The organism is Pseudomonas sp. NIBRBAC000502773, from assembly GCF_006517195.1.
GTDB lineage: Bacteria > Pseudomonadota > Gammaproteobacteria > Pseudomonadales > Pseudomonadaceae > Aquipseudomonas > Aquipseudomonas marginalis.
Genome location: NZ_CP041189.1, coordinates 1,442,700 through 1,469,078, shown reverse-complemented (window position 1 = coordinate 1,469,078; position 26,379 = coordinate 1,442,700). Strand labels below are relative to the sequence as shown.

The window sequence follows — 26,379 nt, the reverse complement described above, 5'->3', positions numbered from 1 at the left end:
AGCCTCCGCGCAAAGGACTTGCATGAATAAGCATCTATTTCGAATTGTATTCAACAAGGCTCGCGGCCTGCTGATGGTGGTGGCCGAGAACGTCAAGAGTGCGTGCAAGGCACCCGGCACCACGAGCGCCGTGTCCCGGGCCGGTACCGCCGTGGTGACCCTCACACCGCTGCGGTTTGCGCTGATGGTGGGGATGGGCTGGGTCGCGCTGGTGATGCCGGCGCAGGCCCAGGTGGTGGTCGACGGTTCTGCGCCGGCCGGTCAGCGCCCGACGATTGGCGCCGCCGGCAACGGCGCGCCCGTGGTGGACATCACCACGCCGAGCGGGGCGGGGGTGTCGCGCAATACCTATACGCAGTTCGATGTGGACAAGCGCGGCGTGATCCTCAACAACGGCGTGACCAACAGCCAGACCCAACTGGGCGGTTGGATCGAAGGCAACCGCGCGCTGGCCAACGGCAGTGCACGGGTGATCCTCAACGAGGTCAACTCCAGCAACCCCAGCCAATTGCGCGGGTTTGTCGAAGTGGCAGGCTCCAAGGCCCAGGTGGTCATCGCCAACCCGTCCGGGATTGCCTGCGACGGTTGCGGCTTTATCAACGCCGACCGGGCGACACTGACCACGGGCCGCGCGCAGTTCGAGAACGGCCTGATCAGCGGCTATCAAGTCTCCGGGGGCAAGGTCAGCATCGGCGGCGATGGCATGGACAGTACTCGGGCCGACTACACCGAGATCATCGCGCGCACGGTTGAAGTCAACGCGGGGATCTGGGCGAAGGACTTGAGCATCAAGGCGGGGGCCACGGATAAAACCCAGGCCGACGCCCCCGCAGTCGCCATCGATGTGGCGCAGTTGGGCGGCATGTATGCCGGCAAGATCACCCTGGTGGGCAACGGTGCCGGCGTCGGTGTGCGTAACGCCGGGCAGATCGGTGCCAGCGCCGGTGAGGTGGTGATTGGCAGCGACGGCCGCATCGAGAACAGCGGCCGGGTCAGCAGCGCCACCCAACTGACTGCCCAGGCGGACAAGGGCATCGACAACAGCGGTACGCTGTTTGCCCAGGGCGACCTGGCACTGAGTGCTGCCGGGGATATCGACAACAAGGGTATTGTGTCCGCCCAAGGGAATACGCGCCTGACCACCACCGGCGCGCAGTCGGCGATTCGCAGCCAGGCCGGTTCCGCACTGGCCGCCGGCGTCGACAGCAGCGGCAAGTTGGGCAGCAGCGGCTCGCTGACCCTGACGTCTGCCGGCACCTTGACGGCCAAGGGGCAGAACCTTGCGGCGCAACACTTGAGCGCCACCGCCGCAACGGTCGACCTCAGTGACAGCCAGACCTCGGCCCAGAGCGTGGCGTTGACCAGCACCGCCGGCAACCTCGATGTGCGCCGCAGCCGCGTCACCGCCGGCCAGGGCCTGACCGCCGACGCCAAGCAAACCTTGCTCAGCGATGCCGCGCAGGTGGGCGCGGCGCAGATCACCGCCACGGCGCTGGACCTGTCCAACGTCGGCGGCAAGTGGGTGCAGACCGGCAGTGCGGGCATGCGCATGACCGTCTCGCACAGTCTCGACAACAGCCGTGGCACCCTCGCCAGTGGTGGCCGCCTCGACGTCAGTGCCGACACCCTGGGCAACCAGCATGGCCTGGTGCAATCCGGCGGGCTCGGCGACTTGCACGTCACGGCTCGCGAGCACCTGGACAACCAGCAGGGCAAGCTGGTCACGGCTGCGCAGCTGTTCCTCGACGGCGGCAGCCTCGATAACCGTAACGGCCAGATCACCGCCGGCGGTGCGCTGGACGTCGACGCCGGGCAGTTGAATAACGCCCAGGGCACGGTCGCGGCGACACAGACGCTGACGGTCAATGCCGACAGCATCCTCAACCAGGGCGGCACCCTCGGTTCGGTCGCCGCCGACCTGATCCTCAACAGTCGCGGGCAACAGCTCGACAATCAGGGCGGCCGCCTTGAGGCCGCCAAAGCCTTGACCGTCAACGCCCAGGGTTTGAACAACCAGAGCGGCGTGGTGACCGGCGCGCAGTTGCTGATCGACACCCACGGCCAGCAGTTGGATAACGGCCAGGGCATGCTCAATGCCAGCGATACGCTGACGGTCGACAGTGGCGTGCTGAACAATGACGGCGGCACCGTGCAGGCGAAGTCGGCGCTGACCCTGGACACCCATGGCCAGTTGCTGAGCAATCGTAATTCCGGCACCCGCGGCGGCATTCTTGGCCAGGCTGCGGTGACGGTGCGCGCCGGGCAATTGCTCAACGACCAGGGCTTTATCGGCAGTGCCAAGACCCTGCAAGTCAATGCTCTGCAGGTGAGTAACCAGGCGGGCCTGTTGCGTGCCGACGGCCATCTGGCGCTTACGGCTGCGCGTGTCGATAACAGCTCGACCCAGGGCGCCAACCAAGGCGTCAAGGGGCAGTCGGTGGCCATCGACGCTGATGACGTGACCAACCGCGGCGGCTCGATCGTCTCCGATGCGGAACTGAGCATCACCGGCAGCGGCACCCTGGATAACGAGCAAGGCATTGTTTCCGCCGGCAGTGCGCTGACCGTGGCCGACCGTGACCTGGCCCAGAAACGCCAGGCAGTGAGTAACGTGGCGGGCACGCTGATTGCCGGGCAATCCCTGCTGCTCGACAGTGCCCGTTACAGCGGCAGCGGCAAGGCCTTGAGCCTGGGCGACCTGACGTTTCGGCTGACCAATGACTTCGTCAACAGCGGCCTGTTCCAGGCCAACGGCGGCCTGACGGTAGAGACCGGCGGGCGCTTGACCAACCAAGGCAGCTTCCAGGCCGGTGACCTGCTGCGCCTGAACGTCAACGCCCTCGACAACGCCGCCAGCGGTTTGATCAGCGCGCGTCAGGTCGAGGTCAATGCGGGCAGCCAACTGGATAACCGTGGCTTGATCGACGCTGAGGTCACGCGGATCAACACCGCGACGCTGAACAACCTGGGCACCGGGCGTATTTACGGCGATCACCTGTCCATCGCCGCCGCGACCCTGAACAACACCCTCGAAGGCGGTGTTGCCGCGACGGTTGCAGCGCGCAACCGCCTGGATATTGCCAGCCAGGTAGTGAACAACCGCGAGCACGGTCTGATCTTCAGTGCCGGCGATTTAGCGATTGGGGCGACCCTGGATACCAACGGCAACGCCAGCGGCCAGGCGCAGGAATTGAATAACGCCAGTGCAACCGTCGAGGCGCTGGGCAGCCTGAATGTGAACGCCAGGGTTATCCGCAACACCAACGAGCACTTTGCTACCGAGCAGGTGGTGGCGTCCCGTGATGTGCTGCAGGAGTTCCAGCTGTCTGGCTCCACCAACCGCTATACGCCGGATCAGGTCTCGACCTACAACAATGAGGTTCTGCACCTGGTCACCCCGGAGGGCTATGACGATCGCTGGAACCGCTACGACTACACCCGTGAGGTGACTGAAACGCGGATTACCCAATCCGACCCCGGACAACTACTGGCGGGCGGCAACCTCACCCTGATCGCCGACCAGGTAATCAACGACAAGAGCCGGATCATTGCTGGTCAGGCCCTCAACGCCAATGTCGGCAGCGTGATCAATACCGAGGTGGATGGCCAGCGCATCACTACTGATAAAGGCACGCTGAGTAATTTCTATCGTATCCAGCGCAAGGGCCGCGACCGTCAGGGCCGCAGCGTCACCACCTATACGCCGGCACCGCTGATTCAGCAGATCAAGCTGACACCGACCATGTTTACCGAGTACGCGGCCATCAATGGCACCGGTACGCAGGTCGGCGCGCTGGTGTTGGCCAAGGTCGCGGATAACACCGCCGGCACCGGCGATCTCTCGGGTGTCGGCAGAACCTACGCCGTCAGCCCGATCAGCCAGGTCGAAGCACTGACCAAGCAGAATGCCGCTGGCGCGGTGGAGCAGATCCGGACCGGTGGCTTCAACCCGGACCTGCCCAACAGCAGCCTGTTCCACACCAACCCCGGCAGCACCGCCGGCTACCTGGTGGAGACCGACCCGCGTTTTGCCAACTACCGTCAGTGGTTGTCGTCGGACTATATGCTGCAACGCCTGAACCTTGACCCGGCGGCGACCCAGCAACGTCTGGGTGATGGCTTCTACGAGCAGAAGCTGATCCGCGAGCAGGTGGCACAACTTACCGGGCGGCGGTTTGTCGACGGCTACGCCAGTGACGAAGAGCAGTATCGCGGCATGATCGACAGTGCCGTGACCCTGGCCGATCAGTGGAAGTTGATTCCGGGTGTGGCGCTGACCGCCGAGCAAATGGCGCAGCTGACCAGCGACATCGTCTGGCTGGTGGCCAAGGACGTCACCCTGGCCAGTGGCGAAGTCCGCCAGGTGCTGGTGCCGCAGGTGTATGTGCGGGTCCGTGAGGGCGACATGGATGGCTCCGGTGCCTTGATGGCCGGACGCACGTTGAACCTCGACGTGCGCGGTGACCTGGTCAACGCCGGTAGCCTGTCCGGGCGCGATGGCGTCAACATCAGCGTGCAGAACCTCAATAACCTCGGCGGCCGGATCCAGGGCAACGAGGTGGCGCTCAGTGCCAGCCAGGACATCAACAACATCGGTGGCCTGATCAGCGCCAACAACCGCTTGTCCCTGAGTGCCGGCAATGACCTGAATGTGCGGTCCACCACCACCGACAGCCAGAGCGAGCAGGGCACCCGCACCGGCCTGTCGCGCGTGGCCGGGCTCTATGTCTCGGCCCCTGCGGCCAACCTGATAGCCACCGCCGGCAACAACATCAACCTGCAAGGCGCCGAGGTCAAAAACACCGGTGTGGGCGGTAAGACCGCGTTGGTGGCGGGTAACGACATTACCCTGAGCACCGTGAGTGAATCCTATACCCAGGCCAACCAGTGGGACGGGAGCAATTGGCGCAAGGAAGCCGGGCGCAATGAAGTCGGCAGCGCCGTGCAAGGCGCCGGCGATATTCGCCTGGGGGCCGGGCGTGACGTGAATGTGCGCGGCGCGCAAGTCGGCAGTGATGCCGGCGCCGTGGTCGTCAGCGCCGCGCGGGACATTAACGTAGAGGCCGGCGAGCGCTTCAACAGCGCCGATGAAGCGCACAAGGTTACCGGCAGCAACGGCATGTTCTCTAAAAAGACCATCACCACCCGCGATACGGTGAGCCAGACCAGCGCACAGGCGGCGACACTCAGTGGTGAACAGACGGTGCTGCAAGCCGGCAACAACATTGCGATCACCGGCAGCAATGTGGTCTCGACCTCGGGGACGCTGCTTTCGGCAGGCAATGACATCAAGGTGCAAGCCGCCACCGAGCACCTCAGCGAAGAACATACCAAAGACGTGAAAACCAGCGGCATGTTCAGCGGCGGCGCCATTGCCGTCACCATCGGCTCGCAGCGCCAGACCAATGAGGAGCGTTCGCGCCAGAGCACGGCGGCGGCCAGTAATATCGGCGCCACTGACGGCAATGTGCTGGTCAGTGCGGGCGGCGAGTACCGCCAGGTGGGCAGTAACGTCAATGCGCCCAAGGGGGATGTGTCGATCGACGCGTCCGAGGTCAACATCCTCGAAGCGCGCAACCTCAGCTCGATGCAGACAGAGCAGCGCTTCAAGCAGACGGGCGTCAGCCTGACCCTGACCAACCCGATCGTGAATGCGGTGCAGACCGGCCAGCGCATGAACAAGGCCGCCGAACGTACCGACGACAAACGCATGAAAACCCTGGCGGCGTTGAATACCGCTTGGGCGGCCAGCGATGCCTATACCCAGGTGGCGGCTGATCCGGCCGCCATGGGCGGGATCAACCTGAGTATTTCCCTGGGCACCAACCAGAGTTCGAGCAAGAGCGAACAAAATGGCAGCACCGCGGCCGGCTCGACCGTTGCGGCGGGCGGGGATGTGTCGATTGTGTCCAGCGGCGGCACACGCAACAACGACCTGACGGTGCAGGGCAGCCAGATCACGGCGGGCAACGATGCGTTGTTGAAAGCCGACGGCAATATCCTGCTGGTGGGCGCCCAGAACACCATGGAGCAGCACAGCACCAACAAAAGCATCAGCGGCAGCATTGGCATCGGCATCTCCTTTGGCGGCGAGAAAAATGGCCTGAGCTTCAATGCCTCGGCGTCCCAGAGCCGCGGCAATGCCGATGGCAACGACCTGGTCTGGAGCAACACCCACCTGACGGCGGGTAACCAGGTCAGCCTGATTTCCGGCAAGGACACCACGATTCGCGGCGCCGTGGTGTCGGGTGACAAGGTCAAGGCTGACGTCGGTGGCGACTTGAATATCGAGAGCCTGCAGGACACCAGCACCTTTGCTTCCCAGCAGAAAAGCATGAGCGCCGGTATCAGTATCTGCATCCCGCCGGTCTGCGCCGGCGCCGCTACGGCGAGCTTCAGCTCGACTAACACTAAGCAGAAGTCCAACTTTGCCAGCGTGATCGAGCAATCGGGCATCCGCGCCGGCGACGGTGGTTTCGACATCAACGTGCGCGGCAATACCGACCTCAAGGGCGGTGTGATCGCCAGTTCCGACAAGGCCATCGCTGACGGTAAGAACAGCCTGACCACCGGTACGCTGACCGTGTCCGACATCCACAACTTTTCCGAAGCCAGCGCCAAGACGTCAGGGGTCGACCTGAGTTCGGACATGCTCGACGGCAAACTGGGCACGGCCAAGGCGCTGCTCGCCAACAGCCTCAACAATGGCTCGGATTCCGACTCCGAATCCAGCGACACCCGCAGCGCGATCAGCGCCGGTACCCTGGTGATCACCAACGCCGAGCGCCAGCGCGTGGTCGGCGGCATGACTGTCGACCAGACAATTGCCAACCTGAACCGCAACACCGAAGCCGCCCATGCCGCCGTGGAGCGCCTGGATGTGGCAGAAATGGGGCGCAAGGTCGAGGCCGAGCAGGAGATCAAGCGTGAGTTCTATCATCAGGTCTCGTTGTTGGCGGATGAGGCGTATCGCAAGATCTTTATCGAGAAGGCGCGGGTGTATGAGGTCTTGAAGGACAAGGATGGCAAGGCGTTGATTGATAAAGACGGCAAGGTTGAACGTCGCGAGTTGAGCGACGAAGAGAAACAGCACCTCAAGAAAGGGCCAGACGGCAAGGTGCATATCGCTAACAACGGCATTTTCAACGACATCGATGGTGCCGCTAAATATGCTAACCAGCACAGCACCGCCGATACCGGGCCGCAATATTTGATCCACTTTGAGAAAGCCAACAATTTCACGTCCGAGCTGATGATCGCGGCGTATCAGAAAAACCTTGAAAATGACTTCTGGGGTTTATCCAATGCCACCGTGCAAACCAAGGACTACATGGTCCAGTTCGGTCAGAGCGGGTTGCATATCGACGGGCACAGCCGGGGCACGCTGACCACCGGCAGTGCGATGGAATCATTGGCCCGTGATCCGGCCAACGCTGGCGTTCTGGGTCAGACGTCGATGAACTTCTTTGGTGCAGCCTACGGGGTGCAAAAGGCTGACTCGCTGTTGGGGATATTGCAGAACCGCTCAACGTTCAGTTCTGAGGAGCAACGCGAGGCGATGGCGCTGCAGTACCAGAATCATAATTTCGACCCCGTTGCGCGAACACCCGGCGTAGGGTTTAACGCTGGCACAGGCGGTACGATCCCGGAGGGAAGCGTTCGTGTATGGGAGTGGCTGAAGGTGCTGGGCGGCGAAAACACCGTGCACAACTGTTATGGCGATGGCGGACCAGCCTGCCAGCCTTTCTGGCGGGATTCACCCGACGGTGTCTCACACTTTGTTCGAGTTAAACCATGAGGAAGAACGCCATGTTCAGTCGGTGTCTGCTGTTAAGTTTTTGCGCGGTGTTAACGACCGGCTGCACGGGCAGGGGCTTTCAACCTCCGCCGCCTGATTTTACCTATTGGCAAAAGAGCGGGGTGTCGGTTGAAGGCGTCAAGAGCAGCATGCTCGCGTGCGGGTACGCCAATGTGGCGGGCACGGGCGGCGGCTCAATCGATGAGAAACTGAAGCACTTCTATTGCATGAAGGACGCTGGCTTTACCCGCAAGGATAATCTGGATCTGTGCAAGCTTGGCCGCATTGGCGAATCTCCAGTGTGCGAAGGCCGTCGCTGAACCATCACTAAAAGGAAGCAAGGCATGAACGATCTACGCAATGGACTGTACGGCGTCGCGCTGGCATTGGCGGTGGCAGGGCTGGGCGGTTGCGCCTCGTCGATGACGGTCACCGGCGAGCCGGGGGTGAAGATGGGCCAGAGCTACGCCCAGGTGCTCGCGGTGGTCAGCCGAAACAACGCTGTGACCAAGCAGGTCGATGGCCAAGGCTTCCGGGCTGAAGGTTACTCGCCGATGTTCAAGGACTGCCGGATCAAGTACTTCATCTTCCAGGGCGCTGATGGCTTGCAGCAGGTGAAGTACGAGCCGGCGCCAGAGCTGTCGGTCAACCAGAATTGCCGTCAGCCGTAAGCGGCCCTTTATTCCTCTGCGAGTTGACTGCTGATGAGCCTTTTACGTGTGTTTCCCGTGGCGTTGCTGGTACTGCTGACCGGCTGCGGCCAAGTGGCGAACATCCGCTCCCTGTCCACCGGCTACGTTGCACCGCAGACCGGCGAGACCGCCCGCGTGCGGTTGATCACCGATGGTCTGGTGCGCGCGGTGCCGGGGCGTGATTGCCTGGACTGGAACGTGCCGGGCGCCGGGGTGATGGCGTCGACGAAAGCGGGCTTCCCCGATCACAACGGTGAAAGTCTGGGCATGCCTGGGCCGATTTATTCGTGGGCGGCTGCGGTGTCGTCGGAATTGGTGGTGCCGGCGAACACGCCGATCGCCTTTCATTACCTGGGGCAATTGCAATATTCCCGGCAATGCTCCGCCAGCATGGCCTTCGTGCCTCGGCCCGGGGTGGATTACATGGTGCAGGCGTCCATGTATGCCAATTGTTCGATCCAGTTGCATGAACTGCCGGCGGGCGCCAAGCAATGGGTCGCTGTGGAGCCTGCGTCCAAGGGCAAGCTGTCGATGTGCAACGCGATGGATAACCTCTAATCAGTCGCTGGATTAATTTTCAATATTCATGGCTTTTTTTCGGTTGCCCAAGGTCCACATCCTTCAAGCACCTTTGAATCCAGGAGTAAGCCACCCATGACCACCCCCAAGGCACTGTTGATCCTCCACGGCAAGCAGGCCCTCAACGAGGACGTGCGCAGCGCCGTGCTGGCGCGGCGCGAGCAGGGTTGGGAGCTGGCGGTACGGGTGACCTGGGAGGGCGGTGACGCGAAGCGCCTGGTCAAGGAGGCCTTGGAGGGCGGCTACACCCACATCATTGCCGGCGGCGGCGATGGCACCTTGCGCGACGTGGCCGAGGCCATGGCGCAGGCCAAGGGTGAGGCCAGCCTGGTGCTGATGCCTCTGGGGACCGCCAATGACTTCGCCAAGGCTGCCGGCGTGCCATTGGAGCCCGCCCGGGCCCTGGCGTTGCTGGATGTGCCGCCCCGTGCGATCGACCTCGGCCAGGTCGGCGGGCAAATCTTCCTGAATATGGCCACCGGCGGCTTCGGCAGCCAGGTCACCGCCAATACTTCCGAAGACCTGAAGAAAGTCCTCGGTGGCGCCGCCTACCTGTTCACCGGCCTGACGCGCTTCAGCGAGTTGAAGGCCGCCTATGCGGAGCTGGACGGGCCGGATTTCCACTGGAAGGGCGAGCTGCTCGCCCTGGGCATCGGCAACGGTCGCCAGGCGGGCGGTGGGCATGTGCTGTGCCCTGGCGCATTGGCCGACGATGGCTTGCTCGACATCAGTATCCTGCCGGCGCCCCAGGAAGTGGTGGGCACCTTGCGCGAGCTGATGGGTAACGGTTGGGAGCTGGACGCGATGTTCGTGCGGGCACGCCTGCCGTGGGTCAACATCAAGGTCGCGCAGGGCTTGTACATCAACCTCGATGGCGAGCCGCTGGAAGGTGACGACCTGCACTTCGAGGCCTTGCCCAAGGCCCTGCGCGTGCATCTGCCGGTGGGTTCGCCCCTAGTCGTCCAGGCTGATGATCTGCTCGCGCACGGCAAATAACACCAGGCCCGCCACATCGAATATCTGCAGGCGCTTCATGATTTGCGAGCGGTGGGCTTCTACGGTCTTGATGCTCAGGCCCAGGCCGTGGGCGATCTCGCGGGTGGATTTGCCGCGCACGATCAGGCGCAGGATTTCCAGTTGGCGGGCCGTGAGGTTATGGCTGTGGCGTGCGGGCGTGGCGGGTTCCTGGCTGCGCACCAGCGCCTGGTTGATCACGGTATGGGCGATCGCCGGGCTCAGGTAGCGCTCGTTGTTGCGCAAGGCCAGCAACGCGTGTTCCAGCTCGTTGGCAGTGGTGTCCTTGAGCAGGTAGCCGTGGGCGCCTGCCTCCAGCGCGCACATGATCAGCTCCGGGTCGGTGTGCATCGACAGGATCAGCACCTTGCTCCTGGGGTGCGCACGCTTGAGTTGCTGTAGCGCATCGAGGCCGCTGGTGTGCTTCATGGACAGGTCCAACAGCACGATATCCGGCAGCAAGGTATTGAACTGCTCCAGCAACTGCGCGCCATCGCTGGCTTCGCCGGTCACTGTGTAGCCGGGAATATCCTGGATCAGCGCACGTACGCCGGCCCTGATCAGTGCATGGTCATCCACCAGGAGTAATGTGCAGGTCACTCGATAACCTTAGGGGCGCTGGCCCGTTCGAGAGTGCGGGGTGCCCAGGGGAAAAGCGCGTCGATCCGTGTGCCGTTGCCTGGTTGGCTGCTGACGGACAATGAACCGCCAAGCTGGTCAATGCGCTCGGACATGCCAGCCATGCCCCGTTGACCTTCCAGGCCGGGGTTGATGGCGGGCGAAAAGCCCTGGCCGTCATCACAGATGGTCAACGACAGGCCCTCGGGCAGGCGTTGCAGGCGCACCAGCAGATTGCGCGCCTGGGCGTGGCGCAGCATGTTGGTCACGGCTTCCTGGGTAATGCGAAAGGCCGCCACGGCCATTTCTTCAGGGATGCCGGTCAGTCGTTGCTGGCATTCGAGGCTCCAGTGCACCGGGGTGTTTTCCAGGGTCTTGAGCAGGTGCGCGCGCAGGCTGGCTTCCAGGCCCAGGCTGGCGAGCTGCCGGGGGTTGAGGATGGCGGACACGTCGCGCACCTTGGCCAGGGTCTCGTTCAAGGTGTTGCACAGCACAGTGCACTGGCTTTGCAGCTCCTCCGGCAGGCGGCGCTTGAGCCATTCGCTTTGCAGCTTGGCGGCGGTCAGCAACTGACCGATATCGTCATGCAGTTCACGGCTGAGGCGATGACGTTCGTTTTCCTGCACTTGCAACAGGCGATCGGCCAACTCCTGGGGCTGGAACTTGATGGATTTACGCGAGCGCCACTGTTGCAGGCCAACCACCACCAAGGTGGCCAGGTTGAGCAGCAGCACCAGCAGTGGGAGCGGCGCGGAGCGGCTGTAGGCCCACAGGCTCAGCAGCAGCGAGCCGAGGCACAGGGCGAGGATCAAACGGCGTGCGTTACTGCGGGACGCGGACCTTGCGATGAATGTCTTGAGGCTGGCATGCATAGCGGATGGAGCCAATGAAGGTTCGCTGCGGGAAGACCGGTCGCGGCTGACCGGGCTCTGTTTGGAATACGTTCTTGAATCGTTCTCAAGCAGGCTGAAGTTGAGTCACTTCAAGCGGGGGCATAGTACCACCACTCTTACCGTTGGTCGCCAGGTGCCGTGCCTAGCGGCCTATTTAAACGCGCAAGAACGCGGGGAATGATAATCCCGGCGTTAATGAAGTGAGGTTGTATTATTTCAAAGGGTTTGTATCGTTAATAGCTAATTGATGTTAAATCGCCATTTTGCTCCAGCGAGTTAGTTGGCGCTGTCGTTTTTAGATAACCCCGTGCTTGAATGCGACCTGAGAGCGCCTCAAGACAAATGATGCATACGTTGTTGCGGATTGTAACTGAAACCCTTTTGCGGAATTTGCAGGGTGACGGTGTCAATCAACTTGGTCTGTTCTTCTTTATCCAGGGTCAGTTGGCCTGTTTTTGCATCGATCAATTCCAACTGCCAGGCCAGCAATGTCAGGCAGTCATGCAGGGCCCCCAGGGCTTGATCATGTAACTGCAACGGGTTTTCGGCGTTGGCGATCACGTCCTGGATATGCCGCGAGAACTCGCTGATCGCTTGCAGGGCCAGGCAATCGGCCTTTTCGGCGAGCTTGATCAGGCTGATTTTCATGCAGTCGATGGCGTCACTGTCGTTGCGAATCAGATGCAGATGGCTCAGGCATTCTTCCGACTTGGCGAGCAGCTTTTCAGCCTCGCGCAGGAACTCAGGAAGTGCAAGTTGCCACTCGTTACCGTCGTTCATCATGCAAGTCTCCACAACATAAGGTCGGGTGATGAGAGGTCGCACCGGGTGAATGGCGTAAAACTACCGCTGAAAGATAACGGGAATCTGTAGGTCGCTTCTGAGTTTTCAGTAGGACGTTTATTTGAATGACGGCGACGGCTGCGCGTGGCCCTCGTGAGTGGGCTCGATTGCACACCTTCAGTTGCCGCGACGTGAGCGTCTGGAAAACCCATAAGACGAGGGCTGGGGATGGCAAACAAAAGCCTGACTCCATTCATGCAATGAGAATGGCGTCACATTAATGGCTATTAGATATTGCGAATATCAGGTTGGGCCTGATTGTGTATAGGGGAATCCCTTACATGGCGGAACCTTGCGTCGATTTGAGTGTCGCGCAATGTCTCTGCACCGCCATATGAACAGGCCTCAGCAGTAAAGCATGATGTCAGTGTGACATCAATGAATTTACGTGGCATTTTACCGGGGTCAAGGTCCGGCGTTTGCCGCCGATAACAAGCTAACTGCACAAACACTTCGCGCATTACTTTCCAGCGCACACCAGGAGCTCTTAATGGCCGGCATTCTCGACACGGTAGACCAACGCACGCAACTGGTGGGTGAGAATCGCCTGGAGATCCTCATGTTCCGCCTGGCCGGGCGGCAGCTGTTCGCCATCAACGTGTTCAAGGTGCAGGAAGTCCTGCAACTGCCCAAGCTGACCCTGATGCCCCAGCGCCACCCCTTCGTGTGCGGCGTGGTCAACCTGCGGGGCCAGACCCTGCCGGTGATCGACTTGTCCCAGGCCATCGGCATGCGTCCGCTGGTGCCGGGTCCCAACAGCACCATTATCGTCACCGAGTACAACCGCTCGGTGCAGGCGTTTCTGGTGGGTGGCGTGGACCGCATCGTCAACATGAACTGGGAAGCCATCCTGCCGCCGCCGACCAGCGCCGGGCGCCAGCATTACCTCACCGCCATCAGCAAGGTCGACGACCAGTTGGTGGAGATCATCGACGTGGAAAAAGTCCTCGCCGAGATCGTGCCGTACAACGCCAAGGTCTCCCGCGAAAAACTCGACGACCCGGTGCTGGAACGCGCCCGTGGCCGCGAAGTGCTGCTGGTGGACGATTCCAACGTGGCCCTGTCGCAATTGCGCGACACCCTCGGCCAACTGGGCGTGAAGATGCACATCGCCAGCGACGGTCTCAAGGCGCTGAACATGCTCAAGGCCTGGGCCGACGCCGGCCATGTCATGACCGACAAGCTGCTGATGATCTTCACCGACGCCGAAATGCCCGAGATGGACGGCTACCGCCTCACCACCGAAATCCGCAACGACCCACGCCTGCGCAAGCTCTACGTGGTACTGCACACCTCGCTGTCGGGCAGCTTCAACGACTCGATGGTGAAGAAGGTCGGCTGCGACAACTTCCTGTCCAAGTTCCAGCCGGACAAGCTGGTGGATGTGGTACGTCAGCGCCTGATGCTGGACGAAGCGTCCGCTTGACCTTAGGGTGACGGCTTTGCCCCTCAGGAATGTTGGCCCATGCTTCGTCTCAGCGCGTTGTACCGTTACCCCTTGAAGTCCGGCAAGGCCGAAACCCTGCAACAGGTCGGCCTGGATAAACTGGGGTTGGACGGCGATCGACGCTGGATGCTGGTGGATGAGGCCAGCGGGCGTTTCCTCACCCAGCGCGCCGTGGCGAAGATGAGCCAACTGTCGGCGCTGTGGAACAGCAGCGGTGGCCTGACCCTGAGTTCGCCTGGCTACGCGCCGCTGGACGTGGCGCTGCCCGGCAGTGCGGCCGAGCTACGTGGCGTGACCATCTGGCGCGACACCTTGCGTGTGCCGGACGCCGGCGACGAAGCCGCCGCCTGGGTCAGCGCCTTTATCGGCAAGCCCACGCGGCTGGTGCAGATCCCCCTTGAGCGGGCGCGCAGCACCCAGGCAGGTTACGGCCGCGATGATGACCAGGTCGCGTTCGCCGACGGTTATCCATTGCTGGTGATCGGACAAGCATCCCTCGACGACCTCTCGCAGAAAGTCGGCCGCCCCATGGACATGCTGCGCTTTCGCCCCAACCTGGTGATCGAAGGCAGCGACGCCTTCGCCGAAGACGGCTGGAAGCGCCTGCGCATCGGGGATGTGGAGTTCCGCGCAGTCAAGCCCTGCTCACGCTGCATTCTCACCACCATCGATCCGCACACCGGCGAGCGCAGCCCCGACCGTGAGCCTTTTGTGACGCTGGAGGCCTACCGCAAGACGGAGGACGGCGCGATTTTTGGCCAGAACCTGGTCAATGATGGCGTGGGCCGCCTGGAAGTGGGCATGCCGGTGATCATCCTCGAATAAGCCATGGGCCCATAAAAAATGCCCGTCTCCCAGGAGACGGGCATTTTTTTTGCGGCGCAGCGATCAGCCGCGGTATTCGCACAGATAAGCGGTGTCCACCGCGACCTTCAGCTGGAACTTGCTGTTGGCCGGTACGTTGAACTGGCTGCCGGCGGCGAAGGTTTCCCAGTCGTTGGCGTCGGGCAGCTTGACGCTCAGGGCGCCGGACACCACGTGCATGATTTCGCGCTGGGCGGTGCCGAATTCGTATTCACCCGGGGCCATCACGCCGATGGTCGCCGGACCTTCTGCGGTGCCGAAAGCGATCGACTTGACGGTGCCGTCGAAGTACTCGTTGACTTTGAACATGGGCGAATCCTCGGAAAAAGGGTCTGGAAAGGTCGGCCAGTATGCCCAAGGCCAGGGAAGCTGCCTAGACCGGCAAAATCAACGGTAACAGGCGCGCGGTGTTGCGTGCATCTTCCAGCGCTCGATGTTGCTGGCCCTGGAACTGCATCCCCGCCAATTGCAGGGCGCCATTGAGCCCCAGGGGCTTGTCCAGGCGCCGGGCCTTGGCGAAGCGTTGCTTGAGGTTGACATGGGGCGTGGGGGCCATGGCGCTGGCCAGGCCATGGCGCTGCCATTCGAGCTCCAGCTGCACGCGGTCGTAGTCACCCCAACTGGCCCAGCCTTCCAGGCGCGCCTGATGCTGGCCCAGCCAGCGCTCGAACAGCGGCCACACCTCGGTGAACGGTGCAGCGCCGTCGATGTTTGCCTGGGTGATATGGGTCAGCTGGCGACAAAAGGGCGTGAGCAATGGGCGGCGCAGCGGCCGCACAAAGCGCTGGAAGTGGTCCAGCTCGCGGCCCTGGCGGTTCACCAGGCTCGCGCCGATCTCGATGACTTCCATCTCCGTCACGGGCCAGCCGCCTTCATCCGTTGTGGCTTCAAGGTCAATAATCAGCCAATGAGGCATCGCGCAGGTTCCCGTACTCGTCCTTTCCTGTTGGGGATAGAGCGTAGACCGGCCTTGTAGTTCCGACTAGGGGGTTATTCGATCTCCAGCAGAACCTGGCGATTGCGTACCTGATCGCCTGCTGTGACCTGTACGGCCTTGACCACGCCGTCCCTGTCGGCCTTGAGTGGATGCTCCATTTTCATGGCTTCGAGCACCAGCAGCAGTTGGCCTTTGGTCACCTGTTCACCGGTGCTGACGCGGACGTCGACGATGGCACCGTCCATCGGTGCCTTGACCGTGCCGCTGCCGGCGTCGGCCTGGCGCCCGGCAACTTGCTGGGTGCAGTTGTTGACGATAAGGCCAGGCAACCACAGCCGAGAGCCCTCCAGGTGATAGGCGATACGGCGGCGAATGCCGTTGAGCACCACGGTGGCGTGACGCCCATCGGTGCTGAGTGGCAAGGGGGCGGTGGTGACGGTATGGGTTTCGCCGTCGACCTCCAGGCTAAAGGTGCAGGGAACACGGGCGTTGTTGCGCCATCCCGCGAGGCCGTGGGAATGCTGGTCGGCGCTGTGTTGGTAAAACAGCGCGGCGGCCAGGGCGAGTTGATCACTTGTCGCGGCCTGGCGCGGTATTTCGCTGAAGTGCTCGGCGATAAACCCGGTGCTGAAATCACCGCCGATAAACCCTGGGTGCTTGAGCAGTTCAGCCAATAAGCGCTGATTGGTCGTCACCCCCAGCAACAACGTGTCCTCCACCGCCCGCAGCAGTTTGCGCCGGGCTTCTTCGCGGGTGGCGCCATGGGCGATGAGCTTGCCGAGCATCGGGTCATAGAACGGGCTGATGGTTTCGCCTTCGCACAGCCCATGGTCAACCCGTACGCCCACGGCCGGTTCCCAGCGCAGCACCTCACCGGTTTGCGGCAGGAAGCCCTGGGCCGGGTCTTCAGCATAGAGGCGCACTTCCATGGCGTGGCCGCTCAGGCTCACCTGCGCCTGCTCGAGCGGTAGCGGCTGGCCGGCGGCGATTTGCAGTTGCCAGGCTACCAGGTCGAGGCCGGTGATCAGCTCGGTGACCGGGTGCTCCACTTGCAGGCGGGTGTTCATTTCCAGGAAGTAGAACCGGCCGTTGCGGTCGAGCAGGAACTCCACGGTACCGGCGCCGATGTAATTTACCGCGCGTCCGGCCTTGAGCGCGGCTTCGCCCATGGCCTGGCGCAGTTCGGGCGTCATCACCGGGCAGGGCGCTTCCTCGATGACTTTTTGATGGCGGCGCTGGATCGAGCAGTCGCGTTCGCCGAGGTAAATCAGGTTGCCGTGGCGGTCGCCGAACAGCTGGATCTCGACGTGGCGCGGCTCGATCAGCGCCTGTTCGAGGATCAGTTCGTCACTGCCGAAGGCGTTCCTGGCCTCCGAGCGGGCGCTGTGCAGGTTGTCCAGCAGCGCCTCTGGCCGGTGGACCAGGCGCATGCCACGGCCACCGCCGCCGGCGCTGGCCTTGATCATCAACGGGTAGCCGATGCGCTCGGCTTCACGTTGCAGGCAGGTGTCATCCTGGGCGCTGCCCTGGTAGCCGGCGATGCAAGGCACGCCGGCCTCGAGCATGGCGAGTTTGGACCGGCGCTTGCTGCCCATCAGTTCGATGGCCTCGGCGCTGGGGCCGATGAAGGTCAGGCCGGCGTCCTGGCACGCGCGGGCGAAGCCGGGGTTTTCCGAGAGGAAGCCGTAGCCGGGGTGGATGGCGTCGGCGCCGGTTTTTTCCGCGGCCTCGAGGATGGCCGGGATGTTGAGATAGGACAGTTGTACCGCAGCGGGGCCGATGCGTACGGCTTCGTCGGCCATCTGCACATGCAGGGCCTGGGCGTCGGCGTCGCTGTAGACGGCGACGGTGCGGTAGCCCAAGGCCTGGGCTGTACGCTGGATGCGGCAGGCGATTTCGCCGCGGTTGGCGATGAGGATTTTTGTGAACTGCGGCATTGGGTTATCCCTTGGGTTATGCGGTGGCTATCCCGGACGTCACTTGCACCACCGAGGCTTTCTCTTCTGCACAAACGCCTGCGTCCCCTCGATCCCTTCTGCACTGGTCACTGCTTCGGCAAACCACTGCGCCGCCTGGTCCAGCAGCGGCCCCAGGGGCTGCTCCACGCTGGCCAGCAACAGCGCCTTGGTACGCGCATTGGCGCCTGGGGCGCAGCGCAGCACCTGCCCCAGCACCTCATCCAGACGTTCGGCCAACGCCTGCGGATCGGTCTCGGTGAAGTGCACCAGCCCCAGCCGTTGAGCTTCCAGCCCATCGAACCGCGCCGCCGTCAGCGCCAGTCGCCGCGCCTGGGTCAGGCCGATACGCTTGACCACAAACGGTGCGATCTGTGCCGGCAGCAACCCCAGGCTGGTCTCCGGCAAACCGAACTGCGCCTGGTGATCGGCAATCGCGATGTCACTCACGCAGGCCAGGCCAAACCCGCCGCCCAGCACCGCGCCTTGCAGCACCACGATGACCACTTGCGACACGGCTTCCACCGCTTGCAGCAACGTGCCGAACGCCCGGTTCAGGGCCTGCAATTGATCGCCGGCGCTGACCAGGTCCTTCACATCGGCACCGGCGCAAAAATGCCCGCCTGCGCCGCTGATCACCACGGCGCGCACCTGGCTGTCCAACCCGGCCAGCACCGCGCGCAGTTCGTTGACCATTTCCAGGCTCATGGCATTGCGGCATTCGGGCCGGTTGAGGGTGATGTGCAACACGCCGTTGTGGGGTTCGAGCAGCAGGGTATTCATGGCTTTTTCCCCGGTAAAGTGCCCATCAACTTGCAGATGATGCCCAGCATGATTTCATCGGCACCGCCGCCAATCGACACCAGGCGCACATCGCGATAGGCACGGGCCACCGGGTTGTCCCACATGAAGCCCATGCCGCCCCAGTATTGCAGGCAACTGTCGCTGACTTCGCGGCCAAGGCGCCCGGCCTTGAGCTTGGCCATGGAGGCCAGGCGGGTCACGTCCTGGCCCTTGATGTACTGCTCGGTGGCCTGGTAGACCAGTGCGCGCAGGCATTCGATTTCGGTGGCCAGTTCGGCCAGGCGAAAGTGAATCACCTGGTTGTCGATCAGCGCCTTGCCGAAGGTCTGGCGCTCCTTGCAGTAGTCGATGGTGCTGTCGATGCAGTACTCCAGGCCCTTGATCATATTGGCCGCGCCAAACAGGCGTTCTTCCTGGAACTGCAGCATCTGCATCATGAACCCCGCGCCCTCGTGGCCGATGCGATTGCGCTGGGGCACGCGCACGCCGTCTAAGAACACCTGGGCGGTTTCGGAGCTGTGCATGCCGAGTTTTTCCAGGGGCGGGCTGACGCTGATCCCTGGGGTGTTCATCGGCACCATGATCAGCGACTTGTTGATATGCGGCTTGTCGTCGGAGGTGTTGGCCAACAGGCAGATAAAGTCGGCGCTGGGCGAGTTGGTGATCCACATTTTGCTGCCGTTGATCACATAGTCGCTGCCGTCCTTGCGCGCATGGGTTTTCAACCCGGCCACGTCGGAACCGGCGCCGGTTTCCGAGACGCCGATGCAACCGACCTGCTCGCCGCTGATGGCCGGGCGCAGGAATTCGTCGCGCAATTCATCGGAACCGAAGCGGGCGAGGGCAGGGGTGCACATATCGGTCTGCACGCCGATGGACATGGGGATGCCGCCGCAGCGGATGGTGCCGAACTCTTCGGCGGCGACGATCGAGTAGCTGTAGTCCAGGCCCATGCCGCCGAATTGTTCCGGTTTGGAGATCCCCAGCAAGCCGAGGTCGCCGGCCTTGCGGAAGATGTCGTGGATGGGGAAGCGCCCGGCCTTTTCCCATGCGTCCACATGAGGGTTGATCTCGCGGTCGACGAAGGCACGGACGGTGCGGCGCAGTTCCTGGTGTTCCTGGGTGAAGATCATTGTTCTTGTTCTCCGGTTAGAAGCGCGCGATGCCGAAGCTGTTGGGCTGCAACTCGCGGACGTCGGCCTCGTGACAGATATCCAGCAGAAAGCCGAGTAAGGTACGGGTATCCCGTGGGTCTATCAGCCCGTCATCCCACAGGTTCGCGCTGCCATAGAGTGCGGTGGACTGGCTGTCGAGTTTTTGCGCGGTGACCTGTTCGAGCATGTCCAGCACCTTGGGATCCGGCACCAGGCCGTCTTTCAACTGCTTGGCCTCGGTGACGATCCGCAGCACCTTGCCCGCCTGGGCACCGCCCATCACCGCCGTGCGGCTGTTGGGCCAGGCGAAGATAAAACGCGGGTCCAGGCCGCGACCGCACATTGCATAGTTGCCGGCGCCGTAGGAGCCACCGACCACCACCGTGAGTTTAGGCACCCGTGCGTTGGCCACCGCCTGGATCATCTTCGCGCCATGCTTGATCACCCCTTGCTGCTCCGCTTCGGTACCCACCATGAAGCCGGTGGTGTTGTGCAGGAACAGCAGCGGTGTGCGGCTCTGGTCACACAGCTGGATAAACTGCGCCGCCTTGCTCGCGCCCTTGGGCGTGATCGGGCCGTTGTTGCCGATCACGCCGACCGCGCGGCCCTGGATGTGCAGATGGCCGCAGACGGTATGGGCGTCGAACGCTGCCTTGAACTCGAGGAACTGCGAACCGTCGGCCAGGCGCGCGAGGATCTCGCGCACGTCGTAGGGCTTTTTCGGGTCAGCGGGGATCAGCCCCAGCAGGTCGTCGATGGGGTACAGCGGCTCGGCGTAATTGCGTTTGGGCGCCAGCGGCAGGCGCTCATCCCAGGGCAACAGGCTGACGATTTCACGCACGATGCGCACGCCATCGGCGTCGTTTTCCGCCAGGTATTCGGCGGTGCCGGCGATCTGTGCATGCATTTCGGCGCCGCCCAATTCTTCATCGGTGGCGACTTCACCGGTCGCCGCCTTGAGCAGCGGCGGACCGGCAAGGAACAGCTTGGCCTTGCCGCGCACCACCACCACGTAATCCGACAGTCCTGGCTGGTACGCGCCACCTGCCGTGGCCGAGCCGTGCACCACGGTGATCTGCGGCAAGCCCATGGCCGACATGCGCGCCTGGTTGGCAAAGCTGCGCGCGCCTTCGACGAAAATCTCTGCGGCATAGTTGAGGTTGGCGCCACCGCTTTCGGCGAGGGTCACCACCGGCAGTTTGTTGTCCATGGCGATCTGTTGCAGGCGCAGGGATTTTTTCAGGCCTGAGGGCGAAACGGTGCCGCCCTTGATCGCGCTGTTATTAGCCACCACCAGCATGCGCACGCCGCTGACGTAGCCGATTCCGGCGATCAGCCCACCGCCGGCGGCGCTGCCGTCCTTGTCATCATGCAGCTTGTAGCCGGCCAGGCTCGCCAGTTCCAGGAACGGCGCGCCTGGGTCCAGCAGCAGGTTGAGGCGCTCGCGGGGCAGCAGTTGGCCGCGTTTTTCGAACTTGGGCCTGGCTTCCTCGGCCTTGCCCAGCAGGGTCTGTTCCAACTGGCGCAGGTGTTGGATGCCTTCCAGCATGGCGGCGCGGTTCTGGGCGAACTGCGGGCTGTGGGGATCGATCAGGCTGTCAATCAGCGGCATGGTTTATTGCTCCGCCTTGTGTCGCGGCCGCTGACGATCACGGTGTGACCCTGGAACAGGCCGGCTTTGAAGATCGAGTCGAAGGCCACGGCAACGCTCCTTTATGTGAGTTGATCGGCGATGTGTTGCGGCACGGCGATGGGGATTTCCAACAGCTGCTGGGCGAAGGCCTTGCCCTGGGGGTCGATGCGCAGGCTGGCGATGCCGCCGCCGCCCAGGGCGTTTTCCAGCAGGAAATTGAGGCTGTGGCTGCCGGGCAAATACCAGCGTTCAACGCGGCCGTGCACGGGGTCGAGCACATGGCCCATCCAGTCGACGAGCACCTCTGGCGTCAGCGCTTCGGCAATCCACGGCAGGTACTCGGGGGCGCGGGCGATGACCCCGATATTGCTGTGGTTGCCCTTGTCGCCGGAGCGTGCCACGGCGAGTTTCACCAGCGCCACGCTGGCGTCGGCGCGCCCCTGGGGCTGGGGCGGATCCATCGGGGCGGCAGGCAGGATCGGAGCGTCGGCGATGGGCTGCGTGCAGACGTGGCGTTGACCCTGGAAGTCGACTACCACCTCGCAGGCGGCCTTATCGATCAGGAACGAGAACAAGCGGATCAGCGGGTAGACCGTCGGCCGCCCACCGACAATCCCGGTCAGCCCCGGCGCCATGCCCGTGGCCGCCTGGGCGATCTCGCGGGCGAACAGCACCAGCGCCGGCTTGCTGGGGTGGCGCACCGCCAGCTTGACCACCACTTCGCGGCAGTCGTGGCGCAGGGCGCGGGGGCCATACGTCGCTTCGCTGCCCAGCAGTTCGATATTCACGTCGGTGTAGGGCGCCCAGCCGCGCTGGCTGAACAGTTCCGAGGTCTTGTTGATGATCGCCTGGCTGACCCGCTCGGCCTTGGCCACTGCATCGATCCCGGCGATCAGGCAACTGGCGGTGCAGCGAAAGCCTTCCGGGTACGTGGCGCTGACCTTGTACTGGTGCGTTGGCGGCAACCCCTTGGCGCCGTGCAGGCGTACGCAGTTTTTGCCTTGCTGCTGCAACTTCACCTGGCTGAAATCGCAGATCACATCGGGCAGCAGATACGCGTGTGGGTCGCCGATTTCATACAGCAGCTGTTCGGCCACGCTCAGTTCGCTGATCAGGCCACCGCTGCCCTCGACTTTATTGACCGTGAACTGGCCATCGGCATTGACTTCGACGATGGGAAAGCCGATGTGCTCGTAGTCGGGCACGTCGCGCCAGTCGGTGAAGTTGCCGCCGGTACACTGCGCGCCGCATTCGATGATATGCCCGGCCAACGCGGCCTGGGCCAGGCGGTCGTAGTCCTGCCACGACCAACCGAATTCATGCACCAGCGCTGCGCTGACCACCGCGCTGTCGACCACCCGGCCGGTGATGACAATGTCCGCGCCCAGTTGCAGCGCCTGGGCAATGCCCGGTGCGCCGAGGTAGGCATTGGCGGATACACACAGGGGCGGCAGCGGCGTGCCGTTGAACATGTCGGTGATGCCGTGCAGGTGCTTGAGCTTGGGTTGCAGGTCATCGCCCAGCAGCACGGCGATTTTCAGCGGCACCTGGGCTTTATCGCAGGCAGCTTGCAGGGCGGCGGCGCAGGCTTGGGGGTGGATGCCGCCGGCATTGCTGATCACGCGGATGCCCTGGCGCTGGATCTCGGCCAGCAGCGGTGTGAGCACCTCGACGAAATCCGTGGCGTAGCCGGCCTGGGGATCTTTCATCCGTGCACCGGCGAGGATCGACATCGTGACTTCCGCCAGGTAGTCGAACACCAGGTAGTCCAGCTTGCCGCCGTGCACCAACTGCGCGGCCGCGCTGCAGGTGTCACCCCAGAAGGCGCTGGCGCAGCCGATACGAACCGTCTTGCTCATGAGAAATCCTTCCTCGAATGGCTGGCAACGAGACTACCAAGCAAGCGCTTGGTTTGTAAACTTCGGTCACAAGTTTTGCCCAAGCGCTTGCTTGGGTGACTGGCACGGCCTAAATTGCCGGCCAAGACGTCAGTAGAAGTAGAGGAGAGCAGCATGGATGAGCACAAAGCCCTGCGGGTGATGCGCACCATGGTCGACGGCGGCCAATTGACCGACCCCGACAGTGCCCGGGGCAAGTTGCTGCAAACCGCGGCGCACCTGTTTCGCAACAAGGGCTTTGAACGCACCACCGTCCGCGACCTGGCCAGTGCCGTGGGCATCCAGTCCGGCAGTATCTTTCATCACTTCAAGAGCAAGGACGAGATCCTGCGCGCGGTGATGGAGGAAACCATCCACTACAACACCGCCTTGATGCGTGCCTCGCTCGAGGAGGCGAGCACCGTACGCGAACGTGTGCTGGCGCTGATTCGCTGCGAATTGCAGTCGATCATGGGCGGCAGCGGCGAGGCCATGGCGGTGCTGGTGTATGAATGGCGTTCGCTGTCGACCGACGCCCAGGCCCAGGTGCTGGCGTTGCGCGATGTGTACGAAGACATCTGGCTGCAGGTGTTGGGCGAGGCCAAGGCGGCGGGTTACATCAAGGGCGATGTGTTTATTGCGCGACGCTTCCTCACCGGGGCCTTGTCCTGGACCACCACCTGGTTTCGCGCCGAGGGCAACCTGACCCTGGAGCAATTGGCCGAAGAAGCCTTGTTGATGGTTTTGAAGGCCGATTGAGGCGCAAGCTATTAATTTGCCGATGGAAAGTTGTCTAGCTGGACAAAAACGCCTAGCTTATCGACATCGATGTATTGAACGGTGTGTGCCTTGATGTTATCGCCATGGCGGTTGGCTGCAGGACTTACTTTATGGGCACTCGGCACCGCAGCATGGTTGCCGGCTTCGGCTGCGCAACTGGTGCGTATCGGCGCGGCGCATTTTCCGCCCTACACCGTGCGCCCGGAGCAAGGCGCCGACACCGGTCTGTTGCCTCAATTGGTGGAGGCCCTGAACGCCTCGCAAACCGACTACCAGTTTGTGCTGGTACCCACCTCCATCCCCCGGCGTTTTCGTGATTTCGAACAAGGCCGTATCGACATGGCCATCTTCGAAAATCCCGATTGGGGCTGGCAGAAGGTTGCCCACACCAGCATCGACATGGGCCTGGAAGATGCGGAAATCTTCGTCGCCCAGCGTGAGCCCGGTCGAGGCCAGAACTATTTCGCCGACCTTGCCGGAAAACGCCTGGCGGTGTTCAGCGGCTATCACTACGCCTTTGCCAACTTCAACCCCGACCCCAAGTACTTGGCCGAGCACTTCAACGCCACCTTGACCTATTCCCATGACAGCAACCTGCTGATGGTTGCGCGCGGGCGTGCGGACATCGCCTTGGTAACCCGTTCGTACCTGAGTGACTTCATGGTGCGCAATGCGGATATGGCCGGGCAGTTCCTGGTCTCGGAGCGCATCGACCAGGTCTATCACCACTACGCGTTGCTGCGGCCCAAGGCGCCGATCACGGGCGAGGCGTTTTCGGCGTTGCTCAAGCGCTTGCGCGACAGCGGCGAGATGCTGAAGATTTTCGAGCCGTACCGCATCGATGTGATGGCGGTACCCTGAGGTCACACGCGCCGTGCAAACGTATCGCTATGGTTGCCGGACACCTTGCGGCAGTGCACCAGCGCATCGCGAATCATGAAGTTCACCAACGTCGGTGAAACCCCGAGTTCCTTGGCAATGTCCTTTTGCGGCACACCGTGCAGGCGGTACATCTCGAACGCGTAGCGGGTGCGCTGGGGCAACTCCGTCAGGGCGTCGGCGATGTTTTCCAGGGTGTTGAAATTGATGTGGGAGGTTTCCGGTGAAGCGCCGTGAATGACCACATTCAAGCCTTCCTCTTCCGTCCCGGAATATTTGAGTTCCAGGGCCTGCTTGCGGTAGTGATCGATCGCCAGGTTGCGCACGATCTGGAACAGATAACTCAGTTGGGCCTTGAACGATGACGTGATCGTCGGCGCCGATTGCAGGCGGAAGTAGGCGTCCTGCACTACATCTTCGGCACGGGAGCGGCACCCGGTAATACGTGCCGCAATCTTCACCAGAATCAGTCGATTGTCGACAAATGCCTGGAGAAGCGGTGAGTCGCACCTGCCTGTGGATACTTGTTCCGTCATGGAAATCACCTTGTCGCAAAAGAGGTTAGGGGAGGGCGTCCTTGCTGAGGCCTCCTACACATCGGGCAACAAATTATGCTGAATGATAATGATTGTCAAATGAGAAGGCGAACTAATCTTATGCTTTCTTGTTTGGTGTGAACCACGTCTCGCAGGTACCCGGCGACTAATTATTTGCCGGTGCCGTCCGTTCTTCTGGGTGACAGGGCCGTTAGTAAAGCGGCCAAGGATCAGCACCCGCAGGAGGACGACATGGGTTTTTATCGTGCACACAGCGTGTTTCAGTTTGGAGTCGTCGCGGGATGACTACGCCGACTCGACTGCGCCTGTTCTGCCTGCCCTATTCGGGCGCCAGCGCCATGGTTTACGCGCGTTGGCGCCGCACGTTGCCGGAGTGGTTGCAGGTGTGCCCGCTGGAATTGCCTGGGCGGGGCATGCGCATGGACGAGCCCCTGCAGCGCGATATCAAGGCCTTGGCGGCGCAGCTCGCGGAGGAAATCAGTCGCGACTTGAGCGGCCCTTATGCGTTGTTCGGCCATAGCCTCGGCGGTCTGCTGGCCTTTGAATTGGCCCACGCGTTAAAGGCACGGAATGTCCCTGTGCCGCTGGCGCTGTTCGCCTCCGGCACGGCCGGCCCGGCCCGCCGCGATGTCAGCGAATACGCCATCGAGAAGACCGACGCGCAACTGATCGCCCGTCTGCGCGAACTGCAAGGCACCGCCGAAGAAGCCCTGGCCAATCCCGAGTTGATGCAGTTGATGCTGCCAATCCTGCGCGCCGATTTCCTGCTGTGCGGCAGCTTCACCTACGGCGAGCGCAAGCCGCTGGACCTGCCGATCCATGTGTTCGGCGGCAAGCAGGACAGCGTGCGCGCCGACCAGTTGCTCGACTGGCAGCTCGATGCCGCCAGCGGTTTTTCCCTGGACATGTTCGACGGCCACCACTTCTTCCTTATCCAGCACGAAAGCGCCGTATTGCGCTGCGTGCGGCGCTACGCCGACGAACACCTGGCCCGCTGGCGCAATGGCGCGGCGCGGCAAATGGCCGCCGGCTGATCGCTCTCCCATTCCCGAATT

21 protein-coding genes are annotated in these 26,379 nt (G+C 62.6%); 10 read left to right on the top strand and 11 right to left on the bottom strand.

The window, feature by feature from the left end:
• The first annotated feature begins 22 nt into the window (after positions 1–22).
• The 5 genes from NIBR502773_RS06610 (at position 23) to yegS (ending at position 10,065) form a co-directional block, all read left to right on the top strand.
• Positions 23–7,798, top strand: coding sequence for a hemagglutinin repeat-containing protein (locus NIBR502773_RS06610; RefSeq protein WP_141155688.1), 7,776 nt, complete (start codon positions 23–25; stop codon positions 7,796–7,798).
• A gap of 11 nt (positions 7,799–7,809) precedes the next feature.
• Positions 7,810–8,118: a hypothetical protein gene (locus NIBR502773_RS06605; protein ID WP_053133393.1), complete on the top strand. Its 309-nt coding sequence runs from the start codon at positions 7,810–7,812 to the stop codon at positions 8,116–8,118.
• Between the two features lie 24 nt (positions 8,119–8,142).
• Complete coding sequence (locus tag NIBR502773_RS06600) at positions 8,143–8,469, top strand: hypothetical protein (protein WP_065940546.1); 327 nt, start codon at positions 8,143–8,145, stop codon at positions 8,467–8,469.
• Positions 8,470–8,502: 33 nt separating this feature from the next.
• On the top strand, positions 8,503–9,048 hold the full coding sequence (locus NIBR502773_RS06595; protein ID WP_141155687.1) for a hypothetical protein: 546 nt from the start codon (positions 8,503–8,505) through the stop codon (positions 9,046–9,048).
• Positions 9,049–9,144: 96 nt separating this feature from the next.
• Positions 9,145–10,065, top strand: a complete 921-nt coding sequence (gene yegS, locus NIBR502773_RS06590) for a lipid kinase YegS (protein WP_027603880.1) — start codon at positions 9,145–9,147, stop codon at positions 10,063–10,065.
• On the opposite strand, the gene NIBR502773_RS06585 is transcribed toward yegS, so the two are convergent.
• The 3 genes from NIBR502773_RS06585 to NIBR502773_RS06575 all read right to left on the bottom strand — a co-directional run bounded on the left by NIBR502773_RS06585 (position 10,024) and on the right by NIBR502773_RS06575 (position 12,377).
• Positions 10,024–10,683, bottom strand: a complete 660-nt coding sequence (locus NIBR502773_RS06585; protein WP_065940544.1) for a response regulator transcription factor — start codon at positions 10,681–10,683, stop codon at positions 10,024–10,026. The genes yegS and NIBR502773_RS06585 overlap by 42 nt on opposite strands.
• Positions 10,680–11,573, bottom strand: a complete 894-nt coding sequence (locus NIBR502773_RS06580) for a sensor histidine kinase (protein WP_141157829.1) — start codon at positions 11,571–11,573, stop codon at positions 10,680–10,682. Before NIBR502773_RS06580 ends, NIBR502773_RS06585 begins: the two co-directional genes overlap by 4 nt.
• 354 nt (positions 11,574–11,927) lie before the next feature.
• Entirely contained in the window at positions 11,928–12,377 is a 450-nt protein-coding gene (locus NIBR502773_RS06575) for a hypothetical protein (RefSeq protein WP_174557005.1), read from the bottom strand.
• A gap of 550 nt (positions 12,378–12,927) precedes the next feature.
• On the opposite strand from NIBR502773_RS06575, the gene NIBR502773_RS06570 reads away from it, so the two are divergent.
• Complete coding sequence (locus NIBR502773_RS06570) at positions 12,928–13,863, top strand: chemotaxis protein CheV (protein WP_027603884.1); 936 nt, start codon at positions 12,928–12,930, stop codon at positions 13,861–13,863.
• Positions 13,864–13,902: 39 nt separating this feature from the next.
• On the top strand, positions 13,903–14,709 hold the full coding sequence (locus NIBR502773_RS06565; protein ID WP_141155686.1) for an MOSC domain-containing protein: 807 nt from the start codon (positions 13,903–13,905) through the stop codon (positions 14,707–14,709).
• Positions 14,710–14,772: 63 nt separating this feature from the next.
• Here the strand turns inward: NIBR502773_RS06565 and NIBR502773_RS06560 are convergent, their stop codons facing one another.
• The 7 genes from NIBR502773_RS06560 to NIBR502773_RS06530 form a co-directional block, all read right to left on the bottom strand.
• Complete coding sequence (locus tag NIBR502773_RS06560; protein ID WP_027603886.1) at positions 14,773–15,057, bottom strand: pyrimidine/purine nucleoside phosphorylase; 285 nt, start codon at positions 15,055–15,057, stop codon at positions 14,773–14,775.
• A gap of 64 nt (positions 15,058–15,121) precedes the next feature.
• On the bottom strand, positions 15,122–15,664 hold the full coding sequence (locus NIBR502773_RS06555; protein ID WP_065940541.1) for an exonuclease domain-containing protein: 543 nt from the start codon (positions 15,662–15,664) through the stop codon (positions 15,122–15,124).
• Between the two features lie 74 nt (positions 15,665–15,738).
• Positions 15,739–17,622 (bottom strand): acetyl/propionyl/methylcrotonyl-CoA carboxylase subunit alpha, encoded by a 1,884-nt coding sequence (locus tag NIBR502773_RS06550; RefSeq protein WP_141155685.1) that lies wholly within the window; start codon positions 17,620–17,622, stop codon positions 15,739–15,741.
• A gap of 39 nt (positions 17,623–17,661) precedes the next feature.
• The gene (locus NIBR502773_RS06545) at positions 17,662–18,423 is read right to left on the bottom strand and encodes an enoyl-CoA hydratase/isomerase family protein (protein ID WP_092486482.1); all 762 of its coding nucleotides are present in this window, start codon (positions 18,421–18,423) and stop codon (positions 17,662–17,664) included.
• Entirely contained in the window at positions 18,420–19,577 is a 1,158-nt protein-coding gene (gene atuD / locus NIBR502773_RS06540) for a citronellyl-CoA dehydrogenase (protein ID WP_141155684.1), read from the bottom strand. The genes NIBR502773_RS06545 and atuD overlap by 4 nt, the downstream gene beginning before the upstream one ends.
• Positions 19,578–19,593: 16 nt before the next feature.
• The gene (locus NIBR502773_RS06535) at positions 19,594–21,210 is read right to left on the bottom strand and encodes an acyl-CoA carboxylase subunit beta (protein WP_141155683.1); all 1,617 of its coding nucleotides are present in this window, start codon (positions 21,208–21,210) and stop codon (positions 19,594–19,596) included.
• Positions 21,211–21,311: 101 nt separating this feature from the next.
• On the bottom strand, positions 21,312–23,090 hold the full coding sequence (locus NIBR502773_RS06530) for an acyclic terpene utilization AtuA family protein (RefSeq protein ID WP_141155682.1): 1,779 nt from the start codon (positions 23,088–23,090) through the stop codon (positions 21,312–21,314).
• Between the two features lie 153 nt (positions 23,091–23,243).
• Here NIBR502773_RS06530 and NIBR502773_RS06525 point away from each other — a divergent pair, with 153 nt between their 5' ends.
• Positions 23,244–23,867, top strand: a complete 624-nt coding sequence (locus NIBR502773_RS06525) for a TetR/AcrR family transcriptional regulator (protein ID WP_027603893.1) — start codon at positions 23,244–23,246, stop codon at positions 23,865–23,867.
• Positions 23,868–23,960: 93 nt separating this feature from the next.
• Positions 23,961–24,749, top strand: a complete 789-nt coding sequence (locus NIBR502773_RS06520) for an ABC transporter substrate-binding protein (RefSeq protein WP_141155681.1) — start codon at positions 23,961–23,963, stop codon at positions 24,747–24,749.
• A gap of 2 nt (positions 24,750–24,751) precedes the next feature.
• On the opposite strand, the gene NIBR502773_RS06515 is transcribed toward NIBR502773_RS06520, so the two are convergent.
• Positions 24,752–25,303 carry an RNA polymerase factor sigma-70 gene (locus NIBR502773_RS06515; protein WP_027603895.1) on the bottom strand — a complete coding sequence of 184 codons (552 nt, stop codon included), beginning with the start codon at positions 25,301–25,303 and terminating at the stop codon, positions 24,752–24,754.
• Positions 25,304–25,605: 302 nt separating this feature from the next.
• Here NIBR502773_RS06515 and NIBR502773_RS06510 point away from each other — a divergent pair, with 302 nt between their 5' ends.
• Positions 25,606–26,358 (top strand): thioesterase II family protein, encoded by a 753-nt coding sequence (locus NIBR502773_RS06510; RefSeq protein ID WP_141155680.1) that lies wholly within the window; start codon positions 25,606–25,608, stop codon positions 26,356–26,358.
• Positions 26,359–26,379 lie beyond the last annotated feature (21 nt).

Coding starts and splice junctions, on each gene's coding strand:
- NIBR502773_RS06610 (WP_141155688.1), top strand. CDS start 23: ATGAATAAGCATCTATTTCGAATTGTATTCAACAAGGCTCGCGGCCTG.
- NIBR502773_RS06605 (WP_053133393.1), top strand. CDS start 7,810: ATGTTCAGTCGGTGTCTGCTGTTAAGTTTTTGCGCGGTGTTAACGACC.
- NIBR502773_RS06600 (WP_065940546.1), top strand. CDS start 8,143: ATGAACGATCTACGCAATGGACTGTACGGCGTCGCGCTGGCATTGGCG.
- NIBR502773_RS06595 (WP_141155687.1), top strand. CDS start 8,503: ATGAGCCTTTTACGTGTGTTTCCCGTGGCGTTGCTGGTACTGCTGACC.
- yegS (WP_027603880.1), top strand. CDS start 9,145: ATGACCACCCCCAAGGCACTGTTGATCCTCCACGGCAAGCAGGCCCTC.
- NIBR502773_RS06580 (WP_141157829.1), bottom strand. CDS start 11,573: ATGCATGCCAGCCTCAAGACATTCATCGCAAGGTCCGCGTCCCGCAGT.
- NIBR502773_RS06575 (WP_174557005.1), bottom strand. CDS start 12,377: ATGATGAACGACGGTAACGAGTGGCAACTTGCACTTCCTGAGTTCCTG.
- NIBR502773_RS06570 (WP_027603884.1), top strand. CDS start 12,928: ATGGCCGGCATTCTCGACACGGTAGACCAACGCACGCAACTGGTGGGT.
- NIBR502773_RS06565 (WP_141155686.1), top strand. CDS start 13,903: ATGCTTCGTCTCAGCGCGTTGTACCGTTACCCCTTGAAGTCCGGCAAG.
- NIBR502773_RS06560 (WP_027603886.1), bottom strand. CDS start 15,057: ATGTTCAAAGTCAACGAGTACTTCGACGGCACCGTCAAGTCGATCGCT.
- NIBR502773_RS06555 (WP_065940541.1), bottom strand. CDS start 15,664: ATGCCTCATTGGCTGATTATTGACCTTGAAGCCACAACGGATGAAGGC.
- NIBR502773_RS06550 (WP_141155685.1), bottom strand. CDS start 17,622: ATGCCGCAGTTCACAAAAATCCTCATCGCCAACCGCGGCGAAATCGCC.
- NIBR502773_RS06545 (WP_092486482.1), bottom strand. CDS start 18,423: ATGAATACCCTGCTGCTCGAACCCCACAACGGCGTGTTGCACATCACC.
- atuD (WP_141155684.1), bottom strand. CDS start 19,577: ATGATCTTCACCCAGGAACACCAGGAACTGCGCCGCACCGTCCGTGCC.
- NIBR502773_RS06535 (WP_141155683.1), bottom strand. CDS start 21,210: ATGCCGCTGATTGACAGCCTGATCGATCCCCACAGCCCGCAGTTCGCC.
- NIBR502773_RS06530 (WP_141155682.1), bottom strand. CDS start 23,090: ATGAGCAAGACGGTTCGTATCGGCTGCGCCAGCGCCTTCTGGGGTGAC.
- NIBR502773_RS06525 (WP_027603893.1), top strand. CDS start 23,244: ATGGATGAGCACAAAGCCCTGCGGGTGATGCGCACCATGGTCGACGGC.
- NIBR502773_RS06520 (WP_141155681.1), top strand. CDS start 23,961: ATGTTATCGCCATGGCGGTTGGCTGCAGGACTTACTTTATGGGCACTC.
- NIBR502773_RS06515 (WP_027603895.1), bottom strand. CDS start 25,303: ATGACGGAACAAGTATCCACAGGCAGGTGCGACTCACCGCTTCTCCAG.
- NIBR502773_RS06510 (WP_141155680.1), top strand. CDS start 25,606: ATGACTACGCCGACTCGACTGCGCCTGTTCTGCCTGCCCTATTCGGGC.